Source organism: Segatella sp. (genome assembly GCF_977051555.1).
Genome location: NZ_CDRSSE010000002.1, coordinates 33,428 through 55,065 on the forward strand (window position 1 = coordinate 33,428; position 21,638 = coordinate 55,065).

At 43.3% G+C, this 21,638-nt stretch carries 17 protein-coding genes; 14 read left to right on the top strand and 3 right to left on the bottom strand.

All coding sequences use genetic code 11. The features are described from left to right. Positions 1 to 8: 8 nt before the first annotated feature. From ACWJAO_RS00745 to ACWJAO_RS00780, 8 genes are all read left to right on the top strand, one after another. The gene (locus ACWJAO_RS00745; protein ID WP_449138911.1) at positions 9 to 971 is read left to right on the top strand and encodes a bifunctional hydroxymethylpyrimidine kinase/phosphomethylpyrimidine kinase; all 963 of its coding nucleotides are present in this window, start codon (positions 9 to 11) and stop codon (positions 969 to 971) included. A 650-nt stretch (positions 972 to 1,621) separates the two neighbouring features. Beyond that, positions 1,622 to 3,235, top strand: a complete 1,614-nt coding sequence (locus tag ACWJAO_RS00750) for a hypothetical protein (RefSeq protein ID WP_449138912.1) — start codon at positions 1,622 to 1,624, stop codon at positions 3,233 to 3,235. Positions 3,236 to 3,417: 182 nt separating this feature from the next. Next, positions 3,418 to 4,134 carry a DUF5036 family protein gene (locus ACWJAO_RS00755; RefSeq protein ID WP_287583899.1) on the top strand — a complete coding sequence of 239 codons (717 nt, stop codon included), beginning with the start codon at positions 3,418 to 3,420 and terminating at the stop codon, positions 4,132 to 4,134. 380 nt (positions 4,135 to 4,514) lie between these two features. Further along, complete coding sequence (locus ACWJAO_RS00760; RefSeq protein WP_449138913.1) at positions 4,515 to 6,716, top strand: outer membrane beta-barrel protein; 2,202 nt, start codon at positions 4,515 to 4,517, stop codon at positions 6,714 to 6,716. Positions 6,717 to 6,960: 244 nt separating this feature from the next. Next, positions 6,961 to 9,162 (top strand): peptidase domain-containing ABC transporter, encoded by a 2,202-nt coding sequence (locus tag ACWJAO_RS00765; protein WP_449138914.1) that lies wholly within the window; start codon positions 6,961 to 6,963, stop codon positions 9,160 to 9,162. 486 nt (positions 9,163 to 9,648) lie between these two features. Next, on the top strand, positions 9,649 to 10,524 hold the full coding sequence (gene pdxS / locus ACWJAO_RS00770) for a pyridoxal 5'-phosphate synthase lyase subunit PdxS (RefSeq protein WP_006847583.1): 876 nt from the start codon (positions 9,649 to 9,651) through the stop codon (positions 10,522 to 10,524). Continuing rightward, entirely contained in the window at positions 10,524 to 11,093 is a 570-nt protein-coding gene (gene pdxT / locus ACWJAO_RS00775; protein WP_153119003.1) for a pyridoxal 5'-phosphate synthase glutaminase subunit PdxT, read from the top strand. Before pdxS ends, pdxT begins: the two co-directional genes overlap by 1 nt. Positions 11,094 to 11,656: 563 nt before the next feature. Continuing rightward, positions 11,657 to 12,778: an AAA family ATPase gene (locus tag ACWJAO_RS00780; RefSeq protein ID WP_449138915.1), complete on the top strand. Its 1,122-nt coding sequence runs from the start codon at positions 11,657 to 11,659 to the stop codon at positions 12,776 to 12,778. 317 nt (positions 12,779 to 13,095) lie between these two features. Here ACWJAO_RS00780 and ACWJAO_RS00785 read toward each other — a convergent pair whose 3' ends face one another. Next, complete coding sequence (locus tag ACWJAO_RS00785) at positions 13,096 to 14,397, bottom strand: UDP-N-acetylmuramoyl-tripeptide--D-alanyl-D-alanine ligase (protein WP_443918975.1); 1,302 nt, start codon at positions 14,395 to 14,397, stop codon at positions 13,096 to 13,098. Between the two features lie 143 nt (positions 14,398 to 14,540). Between ACWJAO_RS00785 and ACWJAO_RS00790 the strand changes: the two genes are divergently transcribed. The 6 genes from ACWJAO_RS00790 (at position 14,541) to ACWJAO_RS00815 (ending at position 20,367) form a co-directional block, all read left to right on the top strand. Next, positions 14,541 to 14,762 carry a hypothetical protein gene (locus ACWJAO_RS00790; RefSeq protein ID WP_118254376.1) on the top strand — a complete coding sequence of 74 codons (222 nt, stop codon included), beginning with the start codon at positions 14,541 to 14,543 and terminating at the stop codon, positions 14,760 to 14,762. A gap of 348 nt (positions 14,763 to 15,110) precedes the next feature. Next, positions 15,111 to 15,956: a dihydropteroate synthase gene (gene folP, locus ACWJAO_RS00795; RefSeq protein ID WP_449138916.1), complete on the top strand. Its 846-nt coding sequence runs from the start codon at positions 15,111 to 15,113 to the stop codon at positions 15,954 to 15,956. Further along, the gene (gene cdaA / locus ACWJAO_RS00800) at positions 15,953 to 16,723 is read left to right on the top strand and encodes a diadenylate cyclase CdaA (RefSeq protein ID WP_449138917.1); all 771 of its coding nucleotides are present in this window, start codon (positions 15,953 to 15,955) and stop codon (positions 16,721 to 16,723) included. Before folP ends, cdaA begins: the two co-directional genes overlap by 4 nt. Positions 16,724 to 16,958: 235 nt before the next feature. Continuing rightward, positions 16,959 to 18,005, top strand: a complete 1,047-nt coding sequence (gene pta / locus ACWJAO_RS00805) for a phosphate acetyltransferase (protein ID WP_449138918.1) — start codon at positions 16,959 to 16,961, stop codon at positions 18,003 to 18,005. 37 nt (positions 18,006 to 18,042) lie between these two features. Continuing rightward, complete coding sequence (locus tag ACWJAO_RS00810) at positions 18,043 to 19,245, top strand: acetate kinase (protein WP_022121092.1); 1,203 nt, start codon at positions 18,043 to 18,045, stop codon at positions 19,243 to 19,245. Positions 19,246 to 19,320: 75 nt separating this feature from the next. Further along, complete coding sequence (locus ACWJAO_RS00815; RefSeq protein ID WP_118141656.1) at positions 19,321 to 20,367, top strand: sugar kinase; 1,047 nt, start codon at positions 19,321 to 19,323, stop codon at positions 20,365 to 20,367. Positions 20,368 to 20,457: 90 nt separating this feature from the next. Here the strand turns inward: ACWJAO_RS00815 and ACWJAO_RS00820 are convergent, their stop codons facing one another. Continuing rightward, complete coding sequence (locus ACWJAO_RS00820; protein ID WP_449138919.1) at positions 20,458 to 21,222, bottom strand: UDP-2,3-diacylglucosamine diphosphatase; 765 nt, start codon at positions 21,220 to 21,222, stop codon at positions 20,458 to 20,460. A 61-nt stretch (positions 21,223 to 21,283) separates the two neighbouring features. Beyond that, the gene (locus ACWJAO_RS00825) at positions 21,284 to 21,604 is read right to left on the bottom strand and encodes a metal-sulfur cluster assembly factor (RefSeq protein ID WP_295416086.1); all 321 of its coding nucleotides are present in this window, start codon (positions 21,602 to 21,604) and stop codon (positions 21,284 to 21,286) included. Between the last annotated feature and the right edge of the window lie 34 nt (positions 21,605 to 21,638).

The window sequence follows — 21,638 nt, forward strand, 5'->3', positions numbered from 1 at the left end:
TTAAGGATATGATATTAACGATTACAGGTTCAGACAGCACCGGCGGCTCTGGTGTGCAGGCGGACATCAGGACGATTTCTGAGTTGGGCGGTTATGCTGTTTCGGCAATAACCAGCATCACTGTGCAGAATACGCTCGGTATTCAGGAGTTCTTCGATATTCCTGCCGAGATTGTTTCGGGGCAGATTGAGGCTATCATGAACGATATGCAGCCCGATATTGTGAAGATTGGTATGATACGCAGGGTGGAAACGCTGAATGTGGTCATCGATGCGCTGACCAGATACCGTCCTGCCCATATCATCTATGCCCCTGCCATCTGGTCGAGCCAGGGCGATGCGCTGATGACGGAAGATGTGGTGAGCCAGATTAAATACCGCCTGCTGCCGCTCTGTTCGGTAGTCGTGGCGAGAAAGAAGGAGAGCGACATCATTCTTCAGAATTCCAAACTGCTGAGCCTTGCCGAGAAGCAGGGACTCCGGATCTATCGCCTCGACAATGCCAATTCGCATGGTCTTATGAACCGTTTCTCTTCAGCTCTTGCCGTCTATCTGAATCTGGGCAAGAAGATGGAGGAGGCGTTGGCGATGGCGCAGGATTTCATCAATGTAGAACTCGTGCGCCAGAGTAATCTGCAGGGTAGGAGTTCCGAACTCTACAACCAGTTTATCTCGCAGGTGAATAACTTCTGCCGCACTTACAGCGATGTTCATTTCTATGCTGACCAGTTGAATGTGAGTGGCCGTTATCTGGCTCAGGTTACCCGTCGCATCTCCGGCAAGACGCCGAAGGCAATCATCGATGAATACATCGTGAAGGAGATAGAGCGCGAGCTTTCTACCACCACGCATACGGTTCAGGAGATAGCCAATACCTTCGGCTTCTCATCCCAGGCTCATCTCACCAAGTTCTTCAAGAAGATGAGAGGGGTAACGCCTTCTGCTTTCAGGCAACCAAAACCTGTTGATTAAAATGAGTCCAGCCAATTAAGGAAATAAAATACGGCCAACTGAGGAAACAAAATTCAGCCAACTGAGGAAATATCGAAGAAAAGATGGTGTTTTTGTAGTTCCTATCAGATGCTTGAAAGATTAAAACAAGGCTCATTCTACTTCTTGCCTGGTAACGGTACTAAGTTGCATCAGCGTAGTGTATGAACGAAGAAAAGTTAAAGTAATTAAGTTAAAATAGAAACACGGACAAATTGAATTTGTCCGGCTCTTTTGTCCGGTCGCTTGTAAAGTGTTAAATATTAGTAACTTATAAGCTACTGGACAATTTGTCCGGACAAATTCAATTTGTCCGTGTTATTTTTTTCTTTTTATCTCTATGTTTTCCACCTCGGAACTCATAGACTTTGGAGCCATAAAACTATGAGTTAGTATTTTTAACATAATGACTCCTGACAACCAAAGCGTGAGATTCTGTTATCTGATGCAGAAAGGTTGGTAATGCGAAAATACGACTATTATTTAGACCCTCTTTTGTTATAAATATTATATATATACCTGATAATCAGTTGTGTTGTGCTTTTCTGCAGACTTTGTATTTTAGACCCTATTTAGTTCTATTATTGAAAAATATTTTGTATTTTTGCGCCCAGAATGTAATTATACTAAATATGGGAAGAAGTATTTCGTTTACGATATTGTTTTTTATGATGCTTTCGGTGTTGGTATCATGTCATCAAAGTCATAAGAGAGAGTTAGACTTAGCTTATACGTTGGCAGAGTCTAAGCCAGATAGTGCCTTGGCCTTTTTGAACCGTATCAATCAAGGTAAACTCTCAGATAAAGATATGGCGAAGTATGCCCTCATTTATTATATGGCACAAGATAAGTCGGGTTTGGATGTGGATAACGATTCTTTGATTCGCATAGCGTATGATTGGTATGAGGGTCACCAAGAAGATTCTCTTTATGCTTCATCCTTATATTATATGGGAACATGCTTTCTGCTGAATGATAGTATGGAGCAGGCAAAGAGTTGCCTGGAAAAGTCGTATTCCATATCTGACAGCCTCCATAATATGAATTTAAAATGCTTGGCATTGGATAAGCTGATTGAAGTAGAAGAACAGCTGGCACCTTACAAAGCTTTGAACTATGCTAAAGCTTTGGTGAAGATGTATGACTCTATGGCAAATGTTACTATATATAATAAGGTGGCAGCACGTTTGAGATTGGGTGAGAACTTCTTTTATGTTGATAGCTTGCAGCATGCTTTAGAAGAAGAGAGAAAAGCATATAGAATGGCAATGAAAGCTGGCGATAGCAACTTGTTGTCTTATGTAAGGCAAAATCTAGCTAGTACATTTGAGGAGATGGGTGAAAAAGATAGTTGTTTGTATTATGCACGACAGGCTTATGACTTGACTGCTGCAAATAGATTTTCTTGCTTGTTGACGTTGGCTTCTGCTTATATCTCTGTTGATTCTATAAACCAAGCCTTTAGGTTGTTGAAACAAACAACGCCAAAAACGGCAGAAGACCGCTATTCTGTGTTTTATATTCAAAGTCAAGCTGCTATGAAAGCGCATGATTTCAAGTCTGCTAAAAGTTTTAGCGATTCGGCGTACCATTATTTGGAGGATATGTATCGAATTGCATTACAAGGTAAGGCTGCTTATTATACATCCTTTTTGAAAAAGGAAAGTGAAAGAGCTAAAATGCAAGGTAAAGCAGAAATGCAGCAGTGGGTATTTAGTTTGATAGTCTTATTGTGTTTTATAGTAGTCATATTTATTTTATATGTTTATAAATCATATAAGCACCAGATAAAACTACGTATGGAGCATGAAAGAGAGGTTCTTCTCCAAAAGCAACAAATGCAGGAAAAAATACACCAAGAGGAACTTTCGCATAAAGAGATTCAACTATCTGTGATGCGTAATTATTTACAAAAGAAAATAGATGTTGTAGAAAAATTAAATTCGATAGTTCTAAATGAGAATAAGCATATAGTGTTGTCGGAGAGTGATTGGGACGAATTGGAGATGTTTTTAGATAGTGTGGAAAACCTATTTGTAAAACGACTCAAGCAAAAACATCCGAATTTATCTAAGACCGATTTACGGCTAATGATGCTGTTGCGTTTAAAGCTGTCGCAAAAAGCGTTGGCTTCTATCTATTGTGTGAGCGAGAAAGCTATCAAGCAAAAGTTGTTCTTGTATAAGGATAAGGTAGGCATTAAAAATGAGCATTTTTCGCTTCGTAATTATATAGAAAACTTCTAGAGATAGGGACTATATACAGCTTTTTAGACCTCGAAAATCAAGGCGGCAACTGTAAGTGTTTGGAGCTTAGAATTATATGCAATATGTTCGATGTTAAAGAAATAGACCTGGTTTATTAGGAATGTATTGGAAAAACGGATAATTTTGCAGCTGTGATTAATAACAATTAAAATGGCAAGGTTATGAAGAAAGTAAAAATGTTTGTTTTGTTGGCATTGAGTTTGTGCATTACTCTGTTTGCTACAAGTTGCAGTGAAGATGAAACTTCACAGGTATCTTTTACCTCACTGAATATGCTCGATGAGAATCATGGCAAGACCCTGTTAGGTGAAACGGGAGTTTATATAAACGGCTCGATAAATTTCCGGTCTGACAGTTGGCAAGTAGTTGATTTGGGAATCTCTTCAAGTTTCCCGAGTAAGACGATGCCAATTTTGGATAACTTGTCAAACGAAACAAGCGTATTGCCAAATCACCGGTATGCATGTTGTAATACCGAAAATGTTTTGACTTTTCCTTCTCATAAGAATGCATATGAGATAGGATGCAAATATTATCAGTTTGTGGTATCTTCTTTCTTAGAGAAAGAAACTGGCAAGATTGGCGCTGTCGTAGAATATATGTCGTCTTTGTCTAATGAAAATGAATTGCCTCAAAAAGATACTAACATAGGTAACTTGTTTGGACTAGACGACCAATTGTCGTTTGATGCTCTTGGTGCAGAAGAATATTGTTTTTTCGGAAAGAGTGAAGACTTTGCAATAAGTCTGTCTAATGGACATTTAAAAGTGGCTTTGCGTAAGTCTTCAAATGAACTCTATGGGCCTTATGGCAAATATTCGATATATCTACGCAAAGGCAATGTGTATACTAAAGTGACATTTGATGTCAATCTTTAGCTTATGTTTAACAACGGATTTCCCATGATGCTCATTTTGAAGATTGGCTAAAAGTGTTGCTGTATCCAGTGGTGGGTTAGTATATTCCATACGCATATAAACAAAAAGTTCTAATTTCTATAAAATTCCCATTGTGAATCATTGGATATTTGGTATTCCGGAAGAATAGTAAACCTACATCATTTTTACATAATAAACTGGGTTATAAATATTATATTATGTGAGAAATGATGTAAAACGTTTGGCGGTTTGAGCAATTTTCGGTATTTTTGCACCGAGATCATTTTAATTTACTGAGCCTACTTTCAACAAGCCTTACTTTTTTAAGTGGACTCAGTAAATGAAAAAGGTGATTCTTTAAACTTAAAGGTTATATTAATATGGTTGTTAAGATATTTTTTATAAGTATGTCCATGTTGCTCTTGGGTGCGCTTCTGTTGCAAGCTAAGAATATAATAGAAAGGGATATGGGAGTTAACAAAGGTGATGTTCCGGCAAACATTGCTATCCTTGATTCTGATAGTAGCGTTGTTGCCAAAAACATGACCGGTATCTCGGATTCTACAGCAATCTCTCTATCTGATGTAGAGGTGATAGGGCATCGCAAAAACATAAAGTTGTCTGGTCATAATTTACTCGTAGACGTAGAGCATGATTCTATTCTTAACCATCAGAATGATATATATGAACTGATTGGTAAGGTTCCTGGTGTCTTACATTTAGGGAATTCGTTCAATGTGTTGGGTAAGGGAGCACCGGTCTATTATTTAAACGGGCGTAAGGTGAGAGATCAAAGTCTTATCGATAACTTACCAGTTGATCAAATCAAATCTTTAAAAATCGTTGCCATGCCAGGGGCGGATTATGACACGTCGGGTTCACCTGTGATTGATATAAAAACTAAGATTTTAGGAGATGGTGTGGCATTTAATGTCATCGGAAATGTCACTCAGGCAAAGCATTTGGCTCATAAAACAGGTTTCTCTTCAACATACAATTCCGGAAAAATAGATTTGTATGGTAAGTATTACTATAGGAGAAATAATGCTTCCGAAAGTTCTGATTATGATAAACAGGTATTAGCTGATACCATTTGGAATAAAATGCAACATATTGAAAGCTTGACGCATTCCGGTAGTCATACTTATTCTGCTGGTATGACTTATCATCTGTCTGATAAATCAGAACTGGGAATGCTTTATAGTGGAATGTACACGGATGGAAAGGTTGAGACTCGGGATACATTTAGTGTAGTGCCAAATGCAGGACCTGCATATTATCTCTTTGATAAGAATAAATCCAAAAACAACCTCCTTACGCATCATGTCAATATGTATTATGATGCAAGTTTGAATCATGCCTGGCACGTGAGTGTAGTGATGGATTATATTTCTAAAGCATCGAACACTAATTCTGCTTTAAAGGAAAATCATATAGGTACGAGTTCAGAGGTTTCATATATGGGACATTCTAAATGGAATGTCCTGGCTTCTAATTTCCATGCTACCCATGATTTTGGAAAGTGGGGCACTTTGGGTATGGGATATGATTTCAGCTATAGTGAGGGAGTAGACAAGATAGATTATGAACGGTTGAAGTTCGATGGTCGCTTTGAGAATAAGGAAGTTAAAAATGCTGTATTTATCAACTACGAATTAGCCTTGGGGAACTTTTCTTTGAGTACAGGAATACGTTATCAGAATCTATATTCTCGTCGGAAGAATGAAAAGGCGTCTGTGATAGAGGCGCATAGTGATAATACATTCTTGCCATCGGTAACCCTAAGCTATAGTCATGGAATGTTGGTGCAGAATCTTAGCTATTCGATAGGAACAGAGCGGGCTAATTATGCAGATATGAATGATAATGTGACGTATGTGAACCGTTATGAGCAATCTAAGGGTAATAGCCAGTTGAAGACAGCCATCACTCATAGCTTGTCTTATCTGTTGATGTATAAGTCTTTGTTTCTTACATTAAATTATGATTATGTTTATCGTCCATTATTGCCGGTGATTTATTCTTTGGAAGGTAACTCAGCAGTAACGGTTTCGTCACAAGATAATTTGTCGCATCGTCAAGCTTTGTCGGCGATGTTGAATTGGCGTAAGACCTATAAATGCTATACTGCATCGTTGACGGGATTCTTTCAGAAGTCAATTATGCATTATCCGGGTATTGATGGAACAACATTTCATGATGGACATCCGTCGACAATTCTTAATTTTGATAATGATTTCAAGCTTCCTAAGCATTTTTTGCTCTCTTTATCTTGGCAACAAGTTTGGGGTGGGTACATGGAGTCGATAAATGTAAAAGCATCTTCTTCCGTCAATTTGAGTATCAAAAAATCTTTCTTTAAAGATAGGTTGCGATTATCATTAGATGGGTATGATATTTTTAATGGAGATAGAAATCGTGCTTGTAGGCAGATTTATAATGTTAAATCTAGTTTTAATACAAAGTATGAAACTCGAAAAGTAGGATTGACGTTAACATATCGTTTCCATAAGATAAAAGAAAGAGAGAATCAAACATCAGCAGAGGTAGAAATGAAGAGACTTGGTATTCCGGAAGAATAGACTTTTCTTTGCTATTTTCTAATGAAACTAAGACATGGGGTAACTATAAAAATCATCTTGCTCTTGTCGATGCCTCCATCAGTTGTGGCTTTAGGAATGGTATGGAGTTGAGTTTGATAGCGCTTAATCTTTTCAATCAGGGCACCTACGGCAATACCGTTTATTCAGGGGTGCCCCGTACGAGCAAGGAGTATCAGTTGCGAGGTAGAACAATATTAATGTCTATATTTTTTTATTTTTAGTAATGGCACATATAAAGATAGAACATCAGCATGACAGCATGCAATGCGGTATCACCTGCTTGCAGATGATATGTAGATATTTCGGCAGGGAATACTCTTTGGACTCTCTGTCGAAGATTTGCTTTGCAACAACGGAAGGTGTCTCCATGCTGGGCATCAATGAGGCTGCAAGAATATTGGGATTTCAAACGGTTTCGGCTAGGGCTACAATAGAGGAACTTAGCGAGACTCCGCTCCCTTGCATCCTTCATTGGAACCAGAACCATTTCGTGGTATTATATAAGATGAAGAAGGGCAAGAAATTCTATATCGCAGACCCTGGCAAGGGAAAGACAACTTATAATCTTGAAGAATTCAGGCGGCATTGGATAAGCACTCGCTCTAATGACGAGGACAAGGGCATCGCCATGTTCTTCGAGACTACTCCTGCCTTCTTCACCTATCAGATGGAAGGAGAAGATAGACAGAAGGAGAAGCGTTCCTTCAAGTTTCTTTTCAGATATTTCAAGAAATACCGCAAGGCATTTTCCTGGATAGTCTTGGGACTGCTTGCGGGCAGTGCCCTGCAGCTGGTGTTGCCGTTCCTTACCCAATCCATCGTGGATGTCGGTATCAAGAACCAAGACATTGGATTCATCTGGCTCATTCTCTTGGGCCAGTTGATGCTCACCATCAGCCGAACAGCGATAGACTTTGCCCGCCGATGGTTCCTGCTTCGCATCTCCATGCGTATCAACATCTCCCTGGTGAGCGATTTCTTCATCAAACTGCTGAAACTGCCGATGTCGTTCTTCGACACCAAACTGATGGGCGACTTGATGCAAAGGATGAGCGACCATAGCCGTGTGAACAACTTCCTCACTCAGCAGACGCTCAACATCACCTTTGCCATGCTTACCTTCGTGGTGTTCTCGGTAGTGCTTTTTATATATAATAAGGTGGTGTTTGTCATCTTCTTATTGGGCAGCATCCTGTATGGAGGATGGATGGCTCTCTTCCTGCGTCGAAGAAAGGTGCTCGATTATGAACTCTTCGAGCAGCAGGCCATCAATAACAACAGGACATACGAGTTCATCACTTCGATGCAGGAAATCAAGTTGCAGGATTGCGAGCAGCGCAAGCGGAAGGAGTGGGAGGAGACACAGGTGAATCTTTTCAGGGTGCAGCAGAAATCTCTAAAACTACAGCAGACCCAGGAGGCAGGAAGTATTTTTATCAATGAGGTGAAGAATATCGTTGTGACGGTGGTTGCCGCTACGGCGGTAATCCAAGGGCACATGACCTTGGGTATGATGCTCGCCGTGCAATATATCATCGGACAGCTCAACTCGCCGGTGGAACAGCTGATGAACTTCTTCTATTCCGTTCAGGATGTGAAAATCAGTCTGGAACGAATCAATGAGATTCATCAGATGGATGATGAGAACGGAAAGGAGGGCTTGCTAACAGGTCTTGAACATCCTGAGGATGGTATCCATATCAGCAACATCCTGTTCAAGTATGATCCTCATGCCCTCAGAAAGACAATAGATGGGGTGGATATTCATATTCCTCAAGGCAAGGTGACGGCGATAGTGGGAGCTTCGGGCAGCGGAAAGACCACGCTCATCCGATTGATGCTGGGGTACTACCCGGTGCTGGAAGGAAAAATCACCATTGGCAATACCGACATCAATCAGCTCAACAGGAAATGGTGGCGCAGGCAGTGTGGCGTGGTGATGCAGGAGGGTGTCATCTTCTCGGAGAGCATCGGGCGCAACATAGCTGTGGATGATGCAGAAATAGATGAAGCCCGTTTGATGAAAGCTGCTGAGATAGCTTGCATCAGGGATTATGTGATGGCCTTGCCGCTGAAGTTCAACACCAAGATTGGGCGTGATGGCGTGGGACAGAGCCAGGGACAGAAGCAGCGCATCCTGATAGCGAGAGCTGTTTATAAGAACCCAGACTATATCTTCCTGGACGAGGCAACCAACTCGCTAGATGCCAACAATGAGCGTAATATCGTGGAGAACCTGGATAAGTTCTATCAAGGCAAGACGGTTGTGATTGTTGCTCATCGCCTGAGTACCGTAAAGAATGCCGACCAAATCGTAGTTCTTGACCAGGGAAAGGTGGTTGAGGTTGGCAACCATGAATCTTTAACCGCCAAGCGAGGGGCATATTATAATCTTGTGAAGAATCAGTTGGAATTGGGAAACTAAAATGCGTTTGAGATGGAATAAAAAGAATCAAATAATATAGAGTTGAAACTTCTTGATATCCTATCAAAGTCCAATTTGGAGCGAGTTTTTTTGTTGAAACATAGATAAATCTCTCTTGCAGAATCGCCAGCGATGCTGTAGAAAGGCTTCGCTGGCGATTTCTCTGTATATAATCTTACTCAATCATATTCTTGAGTATCCATTTCCTGAAGAATGGGTCTTCTATATTCCATAATCGAAATTTTTCGTTACGAAATTTTTCGCTAAGATACAAAAAATATAGAAGTTCAGAAGGTGAACTCCTCTCGGTTTCTCTTTGCAGCGCAATTTGTGTACTGCTTTATATATTCAGGAATATCTCTTATATATTTGCGAATCATCCTTTATACAAAATGACTCAATGTTTGCAGAAAATGGAACTTTTTTCGGCTATTTCGTTGAAAAATGTTTCCTTTGCAGCCGTAATTAAATAAAAATATAAGAATTATGGCAGAAAATAGACAAGAATTGAACCGCAACTTGGCTCAGATGCTCAAGGGTGGTGTGATTATGGACGTAACAACTCCAGAACAGGCAAAAATCGCAGAGGCAGCAGGTGCATGCGCAGTAATGGCGTTGGAACGTATTCCAGCTGATATCCGTGCAGCAGGTGGTGTTTCTCGTATGAGCGACCCTAAGATGATCAAAGGTATCCAGGAGGCTGTTTCTATCCCTGTAATGGCTAAGTGCCGCATCGGTCACTTCGCTGAGGCTCAGATTCTTCAGGCTATCGAAATCGACTATATCGACGAGAGCGAGGTGCTCTCTCCAGCTGATAATGTTTATCACATCGACAAGACTCAGTTCGACGTGCCATTCGTTTGTGGCGCCAAGAACCTGGGCGAGGCACTCCGCCGTATCGCTGAGGGTGCTACCATGATTCGTACCAAGGGTGAGCCAGGAACAGGTGATGTAGTTCAGGCTGTTACCCACATGCGTATGATGCAGAGCGAAATCCGCCGCTTGGTTTCTATGAGCGAGGATGAGCTTTATGAGGCTGCCAAGCAGTTGCAGGCTCCTTACGACCTGGTGAAGTATGTTCACGAGAACGGCAAGTTGCCAGTAGTTAACTTTGCTGCCGGTGGTGTGGCTACTCCAGCTGATGCGGCCCTGATGATGCAGCTCGGTGCTGAGGGTGTATTCGTAGGTTCTGGTATCTTCAAGAGCGGTAACCCTGCTAAGCGTGCCCAGGCTATCGTGAAGGCTGTTACCAATTACAACGACCCTAAGATGCTGGCTGAGTTGAGCGAGGACCTCGGCGAGGCAATGGTAGGTATCAATGAGCAGGAGATTGCTTTGCTCATGGCTGAAAGAGGTAAGTAATGAGAATAGCAGTATTAGCTTTACAAGGCGCTTTTGCTGAGCACAGACAGAAACTGGCTCAATTGGGCGTGGATAGTTTTGAGGTTCGCCAGTTGAAGGATTGGGACCAGCCTAAGGATGGCTTGATTATTCCGGGTGGTGAGAGTACCACTCAGGCGAAACTCTTGAATGAACTGGGATTGATGGAGCCTGTGAAGGAGGCGATTGCTGCCGGCTTGCCAGTTTATGGTACCTGTGCCGGATTGATTCTTCTTGCCAAGAAGATAGAGGGCGAGCCAAGTCATCGCATTGCTTCGATGGACATCACGGCTTTGAGAAATGCCTACGGTCGCCAGTTGGGCAGTTTCTACATCGAGGCTCCGATGAAGGGTATCGAGGGAAATATCCCTATGACTTTCATCCGTGCTCCTTATATTAAAGAGGTATGGGGAGATGCTGAGGTTCTGGCTGAGGTAGATGGCAAGATTGTGGCTGCCCGCCAGGGCAACCAGCTGGTTACCGCCTTCCATCCTGAACTGAACGAAAGTCTGGAGATTCATAAGTATTTTCTGGGAATGTGCAGCAAGTAAGCTTCATCCTGAGATGAAACTTATTTCGTTGGCCGATGAAACAGGCTTCATTGGCACATGAAGTTATATTGCAAAGTATCTTAGGATACATTGCCAAGTATCTTAAGATACATGAGCAAGTATCCTAAGATACTTTTTTTATCACTTTTTCATCTACCATAATAGCTCTATTTGAGGATTATTTCTTATTTTGATTGTAAAAGTGCAATAAAGTCTTTAATACCAGCTGGTTACCATTCTTATACTTTGCTAAAATGCATATTTTTGTCCTTCAAACTTTGCTAAAATGCATATTTTTATCCTTCAAACTTTGCTAAAATGCATTTTGTTGCCCTTTAAACTTTGCTAAAATGCATATTAGACATGAATGTTGTAGCAGCTTCCCAAAGTGGACACGAATAGGCTTCATAGATGCATGATGCTATATAGAAAAGTATCCTAAGATACTTTTTTTTGAATGTCAGATACTTTTTTCCGATAAATGTTTGCTGTTTACAAATATTCATCGTATCTTTGCATTATGAAATCTTCGTTACGTAAAATTCATAATGATGTAAATGCTTATGGTACAGTTAAATCCTTTTATTATTGAAGGCTATCTTTCGCCGGAATATTTCTGTGATAGGGTAGAGGAAACAGCTCTTCTTACCCGCCATTTGACCAATCGGTGCAATGTCGCGTTGATTGCGCCAAGACGTCTGGGTAAGTCGGGACTGATTTATAATTGTTTTCAGCAGGAAAACATCCGTGAGCAGTATCATTGCATCTATATTGATATTTATGATACGAAGAATTTTAACGAATTCGTCTATGCGCTGGGCAAGGGAATCCTGACGGCACTCAAGCCAAAGGGCAGGAAAGTATGGGAATTTTTCCTGAATATGCTCCAGTCTCTGAAGTCAACTATCTCTTTTGACATCAATGGAAATCCGGAGTGGAGTGTTGGTTTGGGAGATATTCAGGCTCCGGATATTACGCTGGATGAGATCTTCGCTTATCTCGAACAGGCAGATAAACCTTGTCTGGTGGCGATAGATGAGTTTCAGACAGTTGCAAACTATCCAGAGAAAACCGTTGAGGCAACCTTGCGTAAGCGAATACAGAATTGCCACAATGCAAACTTTGTCTTTTCTGGCTCCAAGCGCTATATGATGGCATTGATGTTTACTTCCCAGTCACGCCCGTTCTATCATAGTTCGAGTATCATGGGGTTGGAGGCAATCAATGAGCATACTTACCTGGAATTTGCCAATCACCATCTTGCCAGGAACAATAAAGAGATAAGTGCAGCGGCTTTTACCTATTTATATCATCATTTCGATGGCATTACCTGGTATATTCAGTATGTTCTCAATATGCTTTATACTTCTATATCTGATAAGTCTTTGTTGCAGGAAGATGATGTCAGAATGGGTATTGATGGCATCCTTTCCCAGCAACGCTTTGCCTATCAGGCCTTGCTGTATCAGCTTACAGCCAAGCAGAAACAGCTTCTCATAGCCATTGCTCAGGAAGATAAGCCTTCTTCCCTAATGTCGCAAGAGTTTTTGCAGAAGTATCATCTTGGTGCAAGCACCGTGCAAGGAGCAGTCAAGACCTTACTGGACAGAGACTTTATCACGCAAGATGAAGGCGTTTATCAATTATGTGACAAGTTTTTGGAGTTGAGCTTGCGAGCTGGTTGAGTAAGTAAAAGATACGTCTGAGTAAGTCTACAGATACGACTGAGCAAGCACACGGATATGACAGAGCAAGCACACGGATATGACTGAACAAGCACAAGGATACGACTGAGCAAGTGAAAGAATACGTTTGCTCAGGTTCAAGAAGTCGGAATATCAGGTTCAAGGAGGCTGTTTCTAAGAGATTCCCACTAGGCTCAGCAGCTCTGCTGAGCCTAGTCAGCAGGTCTGCCGACTGCAGTCAGCACATCTGCCGAGCCTAGTGGCAACACCCTATAATCGTACAACTACACACCTTTTAGTTGTACGATAATAACCGTTTATAACAACTCCGGAAGCTGGAAGAGCTTCACGCTGTTGCTGCCCTTGATGAGGATGTAATGGTCGTGAGGCTGGTTTGCCTTGAGTGCTTCCTTCACTTCCTCTACATTCTGGAACTTGCGGTAGCTGCATGGAATATCCTTGAATTCATCGCCTACCAGCCATACATTCTCCAGACCGGCTGCCTGCAACTGGTCTACTACCTTCTGGTGCTCCTCGTGGCTCACTTCGCCGAGTTCGCCCATCTGTCCGAGAATTGCCATCTTATGAGGCACATCCATCACGTGGAAGTTCTCGATGGCGGCTGCCATGCTCGATGGGTTGGCATTGTAGGCATCTACCACCAGCTTGTTGTGCGCCGTCTCTTCCAATTGCGAACGGTTGTTGCTTGGGATGTAGTTCTCCAGGGCATGATCTATCTGCTGAGGCTTCACATCGAAATGAAGACCGATGGTGATGGCGGCAAGCATGTTGTCGATATTGTAAGAGCCGATGAGATGGGTTTGAACCTCATGCCAGTCGAAACTCTCGGTGCGCCAGCGGAACTTCAGGAAAGGAGCGCAGGAGATGACTTCTCCCCATACATCGCAGTTTTCGTCCTTGCCGTAGGTGATGAGGCGGTTGATGTTGCGCTGCTCGGCCATCTGCATCAGATGCTCGTTGTCTGCATTGATGAAGACGAGGGCATCGTTGGCTGCGAGGTAATCATAGAGCTCTCCCTTGGTCTTCTTCACGCCTTCGAAACTGCCGAATCCCTGCAGGTGGGCACGGCCTACGTTGGTAATCATACCGCAGGTTGGCTCCACGTATTCCACGAGTTTTCGGATGTCACCAGGATGGGAAGCACCCATCTCTACAACAGCAATCTCGTTTTCCGGAGAGAGACGGAAGAGCGTCTTTGGTACGCCTACGTCATTATTGAAGTTGCCCTGGGTGAACATCACGTTGAACTTCTCGCCGAGAACAGCAGAGACGAGTTCCTTGGTGGTGGTCTTGCCGTTGGTTCCGGTGATTCCTACTACAGGAATATCGAAGTGGCGGCGATGCTCACGGGCTAGTTCCTTGAAGGTGGTGAGGCAATCCTCTACGAGGATGTAGCGCTCGTCGCCTTCCTTGGCATACTCTTTTTCATCAACAATCACATAGGCACAGCCTTTCTCCAAAGCCATGTCGGCAAACTTGTTGCCATCAAACGATGCGCCCTTCAAAGCCAGGAAGATGCTGCCCTCTGGGCAGTCGCGGCTGTCAGTGGTAATCACTGGGTGCGCTTGGTAAATCTGATAGAGTTCTGAAATATCCATAGTCTATAACTGTTATTTTGAGTGCAAAAGTAATCTAAATTATGGACATAACAAACAATTTTCCCAAAAAATGATGGTAATCTCGAATATTCTTTCTATTTTTGCAGAAATATTCGATGAATCTTTAGAAAGTGAGGCTCTTTATGGGTAGTAGAGATGAAAAAGATAAAACGAAAGTAAGGAAGGAAAAGCTGGCAGGCTATTTCTATAATCTATCCCAGTTGATATTTACGGGAACTGGGGTTGGAGGCGTGTTGCCGTTTTTACATGGAACGGCTTCATCAGGTGATATTTCCGTATTAGTTTTTGGCGCAGTTGCAACAGCAGGCTCTGCATACTTCGCCAATAGAATTTTAAAATATTAGGATTTATGAGTTATTTAGCGTTATTTTTTATGATAACTTCTATTGTTATTATTGCTCTTATAGCTTGGAGTTATACAAAGTCAGGAGAAAAGTGGCTTAAAGAATTGTAGTATTATGAGCTATTTGGCATTGTTCTTTTTAGTATGCTCGATTTTCGGTCTTGGTTTTATAGCTTGGACTTATACTAAGTCGGGTGAAAAGTGGCTTAAAGAATTGTAGAATATTAAGCTATGGAAGTTTACAATGGACTATTGTTTTTCTTTGTGGTTGGAACAATCATAGGTGGAAGCTTTCTTGCCTGGACTTACACAAAGCCAGGGAAAAAGTGGCTTAAAGAATTGTAATCCGATGGAATATACAATCAATATCAAGGGGCGCTTGATGGATTTGAGTACCCCTCAGGTGATGGGCATCCTGAACGTTACGCCCGACAGTTTCTACTCTGGCAGTAGAAAACAGACAGAAATGGAGATAGCTCAGAGAGCTAATCAGATTATAGAAGAAGGTGGAAGCATCATCGATGTGGGTGCTTTCTCCACCCGTCCCGGTGCCGATGAAGTATCGGAAGAGGAGGAGGGAAGACGCCTGAAGTTCGCTCTCGACATCGTTCGCAGAGAGCAACCGGATGCTGCCGTCTCCGTAGATACCTATCGCCCAACCTTGGCACGCAAGTGTATCGAGGAGTGGGGAGCTGACATCATCAACGATGTATCAGAAGGTGGAATCACAGGCATCACCTTTGTGCCGCTGGAGCAGAGACAGGAGGAATATCCTGAAATGTTCCGGGTGGTGGGCGAACTGAAGGTACCTTATATATTACTGTCGGTGCAGCCAACGCTCGAAGCGATGATGAAGGGCTTTGCCAAAGAGGTGCAGCAGTTGCGCGACCTGGGAGCCAAGGATATCATCCTCGACCCGGGTTTCGGCTTCGGCAAGAATCTCATCCAGAACTATCAGATTTATAATGAGATGGAGAAGTTGAACGTGATGGAACTTCCGGTTTTGGTAGGAATCTCTCGTAAAACTATGATATATAAGCTGTTGGGTGGAGATGCTACGACATCGCTCAACGGAACTTCCGTGCTCGACACCATCGCCCTGATGAAGGGCGCAAGCATCCTCAGGGTTCACGATGTGAAAGAAGCTGCTGAGGCCGTCAAGATTGTAGAAGCAATGAAGGAGGGACGCACATGATAGAATTTGGAATCAAAGACTTTCTCGATATTCTCCTGGTAGCCTCGCTGCTGTTCTATGTTTATCGTCTGATGAAGGAATCGCGCTCACTGAACATCTTCGTGGGCATCATGCTCTTCGTGCTTATCTGGCTCTTTGTGAGTCAGATACTGGAAATGCGCCTGCTGGGTTCTATCCTAGATAAACTGGTGAGTGTGGGAGTCATCGCCCTCATCGTCATCTTCCAGGAGGATATCCGCAGATTCCTCTATGAGATAGGTTCGCAGAAAGGTATGCGCCGGCTGGTTCGCTTCTTCCACTCCAGCAAGGAGAGCCAGAAGGAGGCTAACAAGGAGACCATCATGCCGATTGTTATGGCGTGTATGAGTATGGCGAAGAAATACGTAGGTGCTCTTATCGTTATAGAGCGGGGCGTTCCACTGAAGGACATCATGGATACGGGCGAGGAGATAGACGCCAAGATTAACCAGCGGCTGATAGAGAACATCTTCTTCAAGAATTCGCCGCTTCATGATGGAGCCATGGTGGTGAGCAATAAGCGCATCATGGCTGCCGGATGTATTCTGCCTGTGAGTCATAACCTCGATATTCCGAAAGAACTGGGACTCCGCCACCGTGCAGCCCTCGGAATTTCTCAGAGCAGTGATGCTATCGCCGTCATCGTATCTGAGGAAACCGGACGAATCAGCGTGGCCATCAAGGGCGAGTTCAAGCTCCGACTCTCTGCCGAGGAATTGGAAAGCATCCTCACTCAGGAAATGTTATAATAGTGAAGAGTGAAGAACGAAGAATTCTTCACTTTTCCTGCTACGTAAACCTTTACGATATGAATAATCTCCCGATTTAGCTTTTTTTACACATTTTAATCGCTGCTATTTCAAAGAAAATGTGTACTTTTGCAAAGTCGATGTGGCAAAAAGGCGAAAAACAAGATAACATCGCCTAACACTTTGACAGATCTACTTAGGAAACAACAAAATATATAAAATATTAAAAAGTAAAATGGATTTATTACAGCAAATCGTAGCTCGCGCTAAAGCTGACAAGCAGCGCATCGTGCTCCCTGAAGCAGAAGAGGAGCGTACATTGAAAGCAGCCGATAAAGTTTTGGCTGATGATCTCGCAGACATCATCCTCATCGGTAACCCTGCCAATATTAAGAATCTCGCTGCTCAGTGGGGTCTTAACAACATCGACAAGGCTACTATCGTTGATCCACAAAACAACCCTAAGACTGAGGAGTATGCTGAGAAGCTCGCTGAACTTCGCAAGAAGAAGGGCATGACCGTAGAGCAGGCTCGTGAACTCGTAACTAAGAACAACCTCTATCTCGGTTGTATGATTATCAAGACTGAGGGCGCTGACGGTCAGATTTCTGGTGCGTTGAGCACTACTGGCGATACACTTCGTCCAGCTCTTCAGATTATCAAGTGCACTCCAGGTATCACTTGCGTAAGTGGTGCTATGTTGCTCATCACAGACCAGAAACAGTATGGTCAGGATGGCATTGTAGTAATGGGTGACGTTGCTGTAACTCCAAACCCTACAGCAGACCAGCTTGCTCAGATTGCCTATACTACAGCTCATACAGCTCAGTCAGTGGCAGGTATTACTGATCCACAGATTGCCATGTTGAGCTTCTCTACAAAGGGTAGCGCAAAGGATGCTATCAACAAGGAGACTGGCAAGAGCGTTTATATCATTGACAAGGTAAAGGATGCCGTAGCTATTGCTAAGGAGAAGTTCCCAGAGCTTCATCTCGATGGTGAACTTCAGGCAGATGCAGCCCTCGTTCCTGAGGTAGCTGCCAAGAAGGCTCCAGATTCTGACGTAGCTGGTAAGGCTAACGTATTGGTAGTTCCTAACCTCGAGGTTGGTAACATCGGCTACAAGCTCGTTCAGCGCTTGGGTGGTGCCATCGCTATCGGTCCTATCCTTCAGGGTATTGCCCGTCCTGTAAACGACCTCTCTCGTGGTTGCTCTGTAGATGACATCTACTACATGGTAGCTATCACAGCTTGCCAGGCACAGGACGCTAAGAAGGCTTAATTCAACATTCAACATTTAACATTCAACATTTAACATTATGAAAGTATTGGTTCTGAACTGTGGTAGTTCATCTATCAAGTACAAATTATATAATATGGACGATGAGTCTGTATTGGCACAGGGTGGTGTAGAGCGTATCGGTCTTGATAACGCTTTCATCAAGGTGAAATTGCCTAACGGCGAGAAGAAGCAGATCATGCACGACATGCCTGACCACAAGGAAGGTGTAAACTTCGTGTTCAAGTGCTTGCTCGACCCGGAAATCGGCGCTATCAAGGATTTGAAGGAAATCGACGCTGTAGGACACCGTGTCGTACAGGGTGGTGACAAGTTCAAGGAGAGCGTTATCGTTGACAAGAGCGTAGAGGATGGTATCGAGGAACTTTGCGACCTCGCTCCTGTTCACAACGCAGGTCACCTGAAGGGTATCCGTGCCGTTGACTCATTGATGCCTGGCACTCCTCAGGTTTGCGTATTCGACAACGCATTCCACAGCACAATGCCTGACTACGCTTACCTCTATGCAATTCCTTACGAGTTGTACGAGAAGTATCACGTACGCCGTTATGGTTTCCACGGAACATCTCACCGCTATGTTTCTAAGCGTGTTTGCGAGATTCTCGGTCTCGACCAGAACAACTCTAAGATTATCACTTGCCACATCGGTAACGGTGGCTCTGTAGCTGCTGTATTGAATGGTAAGGTATTGGATACTTCAATGGGCTTGACCCCATTGGCTGGTTTGATGATGGGTTCACGTTGTGGTGACATCGATGCTTCTGCCGTTACCTACTTGATGGAGAAGTTGAACATGAAGCCACAGGAAATGGCTGACTTCCTGAACAAGAAGAGTGGTGTGCTCGGTATTACAGGTATTTCTTCTGATATGCGCGACATCGAAAAGGCAGCTAACGAGGGTAACGAGAAGGCTCAGTTGGCTCTCCGTATGTATGAGTATCGCATCAAGAAGTACATTGGTGCTTACACTGCAGCTATGGGTGGCGTTGACGCAATCGTATTTACTGCTGGTGTTGGTGAGAACCAGACCGATCTGCGCGAGGAAGCTTGCAAGAACCTGGAGTATCTTGGCATCAAGATTAACAAGGAAGTTAATGACAAGGTTCGTGGTGAGGAAGCTATCATCTCTACTGACGACAGTAAGGTGAAGGTAGTAGTAGTTCCTACCGACGAGGAGATTGTTATCGCTCGCGATACAATGGAGTTGGTTGCTAACAAGTAATCATACGCTATATATAATAAGGTGAAGACTAGAAACATAAGTGAATGGTCTTCACCTTTTTAAATTTTTAGAATTATGAAAACAAAGATTGTAACTTTCGGAGAAATATTGCTTAGGATTTCTAAGCCTGGTTATCAACGTTTGTTTCAGGGACATCATATGTTTGGCAATTATGGTGGCAGTGAGGCTAATGCAGCCATCTCTTTGGCTTATTTAGGCGATAATGTAGAGTATGTAACCCGTGTGCCATACGGTGAGATGGGTGAGGCGGCGTTGATGCATCTCAGAGAGTACGGTCTGAATGTTTCTCATGTTGTGCGTGGCGGCGAACGTCTCGGAACTTATTATTTCGAGGAAGCTGTAGCTATGCGCAATTCCCGTGTGGTTTACGACCGCAAGAATTCTTCTTTCTATACGCTGAAGCGCGGAATGGTGAAATGGGAAAAGGTGCTGGCTGATGCAGCTGTATTCCATTGCTCCGGCATTACCTGTGCTATCAGCCGCGATGCGATGGAGTCAACTATGGATGCCATCAAACTTGCTGTTTCTGACGGGTTGACCATTTCCTGCGACATTAATTACCGTAAGAATCTCTGGGGATATGGTCTGGAGCCTCATGATGTGCTATTCCAGATGATGCAGTATAGCGACATCATCTTTGGTGACCAGAATGAGTGGGAGGTAGCCAGCGGTGTGCCTCATATTCCTTTCGAGGCTTTGGATGCAGACTATGAGATAGACAAGGAGGCTTATCTGGAGTATTTCCGCAAGATGCATCAGCTCTTTCCTAAGTGTAAGAAGATGGTGATGGCGGTAAGAAATCAGATTGCCAGCAGTCATCATACCTTGAGCGGCTTGCTCTATGATGCAGTGGAAGATCAGCTCTATACTACAAGAATCTATGATATTGAGCCGATTGTTGACCCGATGGGTGTAGGTGATGCCTTTATTGCTGCCTATATTCATGCCCATCAGAAGTGGGGCGACAAGAACCAGTATTGCCTGGATTTCTCACTGTCAGCAAGCGCAATAAAAAATACGGTTCCGGGTGATCAGAATCTGGTTACAGAAGAGGAAATCATCAATAACATGACTTCTTCAGGAGGTCGCATACAGAGATAAAAGTTTAGTTGATAGTTAATAGTTTATAGGGCAATCTGGCTAAAAGCGGTTCCTGCTATAAACTATCAACTATTAACTATCAACTATTTATTACGGTTGGCTTTCGCCTTCCACATATTCTTCCATAAACATGTGTTCGCCATCAAACACGGCGTAGGTGAACTGCCATATCCAGTCGCCCAGAATCATCAGTCGGGTCTTTTTGCTCAACATCAGATCCAGTTCGATGTGGCGATGGCCGAACATGAAGTAATCTATATCCTTGTGGCTTTGCATATACTGTTTGGCAAAGCGCACCAGGAACTCCTTCTTTTCGCCCATATAAGGCTCTTCCTTTCCGTCAGCACGTTTCAGTCGGCTATGCTTAGCCCAGTTCAGACCCAAAGCCATTCCCCAGCGAGGATGGATGGCGTTCAGTAGGCGTTGGCAAGTATGGTTCTGGAACATTCTTTTCAGGAACTTGAATTTCTTGTCTGGGTCACCCAGTCCGTCTCCATGTGCCAGATAGAATACTTTATCGTATATCTCTACGGTCTGAGGCTTGTAATGTACGGTGACGCCACACTCTTCCTCCAGGTAGCCATAGGTCCAAAGGTCGTGGTTACCCGTAAAGAAATGTACTTCCACTCCCATATCGGTCAACTCAGAGAGTTTGCCTAAGAAGCGTGTGTAGCCTTTTGGTACGACATATTTATATTCGTTCCAGAAGTCAAACATGTCACCCAGAAGATAAACTGCAGCAGCCTTCGTCTTGATGCTGTCCAGAAAACGAACCAGGCGGCGTTCTTGCATGCGGGCATGCGGAATGGCTAATGAGCCAAGGTGCGCATCTGAGAGGAAATATACATTTTTCATAAGCGATTCTTTTTAAGTGAAAAGTGAAGAATGATGAGTGAAGAATTCAACGGCTTTGTCTTTATTCAAAGCCGAGTTCTACGCGAGCTTCCTCGCTCATCATACTCTGATCCCAAGCCGGTTCGAATACCAGGTTCACATTGGCAGATTTTACGCCTTCTACACTGTCTACTTTGCTTCTTACATCCTCCAGGATGAAGTCGGCAGCAGGGCATGAAGGGGCTGTGAAGGTCATGTCGAGTTCTACGGTGGCATCGTCCTTCACATCTATTTTATAAATCATACCTAGGTCCCAGATGTTGACAGGAATCTCTGGGTCGTAAACGGTCTTGAGCACATCTACGATCTTTTCTTCTATCTTTGTCTTTTCTTCTTGTGTCATAATAATCTTTGTTTTTGCCTACAAAGATAACAAT

Coding starts and splice junctions, on each gene's coding strand:
- ACWJAO_RS00780 (WP_449138915.1), top strand. CDS start 11,657: ATGGTACAGTTAAATCCTTTTATTATTGAAGGCTATCTTTCGCCGGAA.
- ACWJAO_RS00785 (WP_443918975.1), bottom strand. CDS start 14,397: ATGGATATTTCAGAACTCTATCAGATTTACCAAGCGCACCCAGTGATT.
- ACWJAO_RS00745 (WP_449138911.1), top strand. CDS start 9: ATGATATTAACGATTACAGGTTCAGACAGCACCGGCGGCTCTGGTGTG.
- pdxS (WP_006847583.1), top strand. CDS start 9,649: ATGGCAGAAAATAGACAAGAATTGAACCGCAACTTGGCTCAGATGCTC.
- ACWJAO_RS00760 (WP_449138913.1), top strand. CDS start 4,515: ATGGTTGTTAAGATATTTTTTATAAGTATGTCCATGTTGCTCTTGGGT.
- ACWJAO_RS00755 (WP_287583899.1), top strand. CDS start 3,418: ATGAAGAAAGTAAAAATGTTTGTTTTGTTGGCATTGAGTTTGTGCATT.
- folP (WP_449138916.1), top strand. CDS start 15,111: ATGGAATATACAATCAATATCAAGGGGCGCTTGATGGATTTGAGTACC.
- pdxT (WP_153119003.1), top strand. CDS start 10,524: ATGAGAATAGCAGTATTAGCTTTACAAGGCGCTTTTGCTGAGCACAGA.
- ACWJAO_RS00825 (WP_295416086.1), bottom strand. CDS start 21,604: ATGACACAAGAAGAAAAGACAAAGATAGAAGAAAAGATCGTAGATGTG.
- ACWJAO_RS00815 (WP_118141656.1), top strand. CDS start 19,321: ATGAAAACAAAGATTGTAACTTTCGGAGAAATATTGCTTAGGATTTCT.
- ACWJAO_RS00810 (WP_022121092.1), top strand. CDS start 18,043: ATGAAAGTATTGGTTCTGAACTGTGGTAGTTCATCTATCAAGTACAAA.
- cdaA (WP_449138917.1), top strand. CDS start 15,953: ATGATAGAATTTGGAATCAAAGACTTTCTCGATATTCTCCTGGTAGCC.
- ACWJAO_RS00790 (WP_118254376.1), top strand. CDS start 14,541: ATGGGTAGTAGAGATGAAAAAGATAAAACGAAAGTAAGGAAGGAAAAG.
- pta (WP_449138918.1), top strand. CDS start 16,959: ATGGATTTATTACAGCAAATCGTAGCTCGCGCTAAAGCTGACAAGCAG.
- ACWJAO_RS00765 (WP_449138914.1), top strand. CDS start 6,961: ATGGCACATATAAAGATAGAACATCAGCATGACAGCATGCAATGCGGT.
- ACWJAO_RS00820 (WP_449138919.1), bottom strand. CDS start 21,222: ATGAAAAATGTATATTTCCTCTCAGATGCGCACCTTGGCTCATTAGCC.
- ACWJAO_RS00750 (WP_449138912.1), top strand. CDS start 1,622: ATGGGAAGAAGTATTTCGTTTACGATATTGTTTTTTATGATGCTTTCG.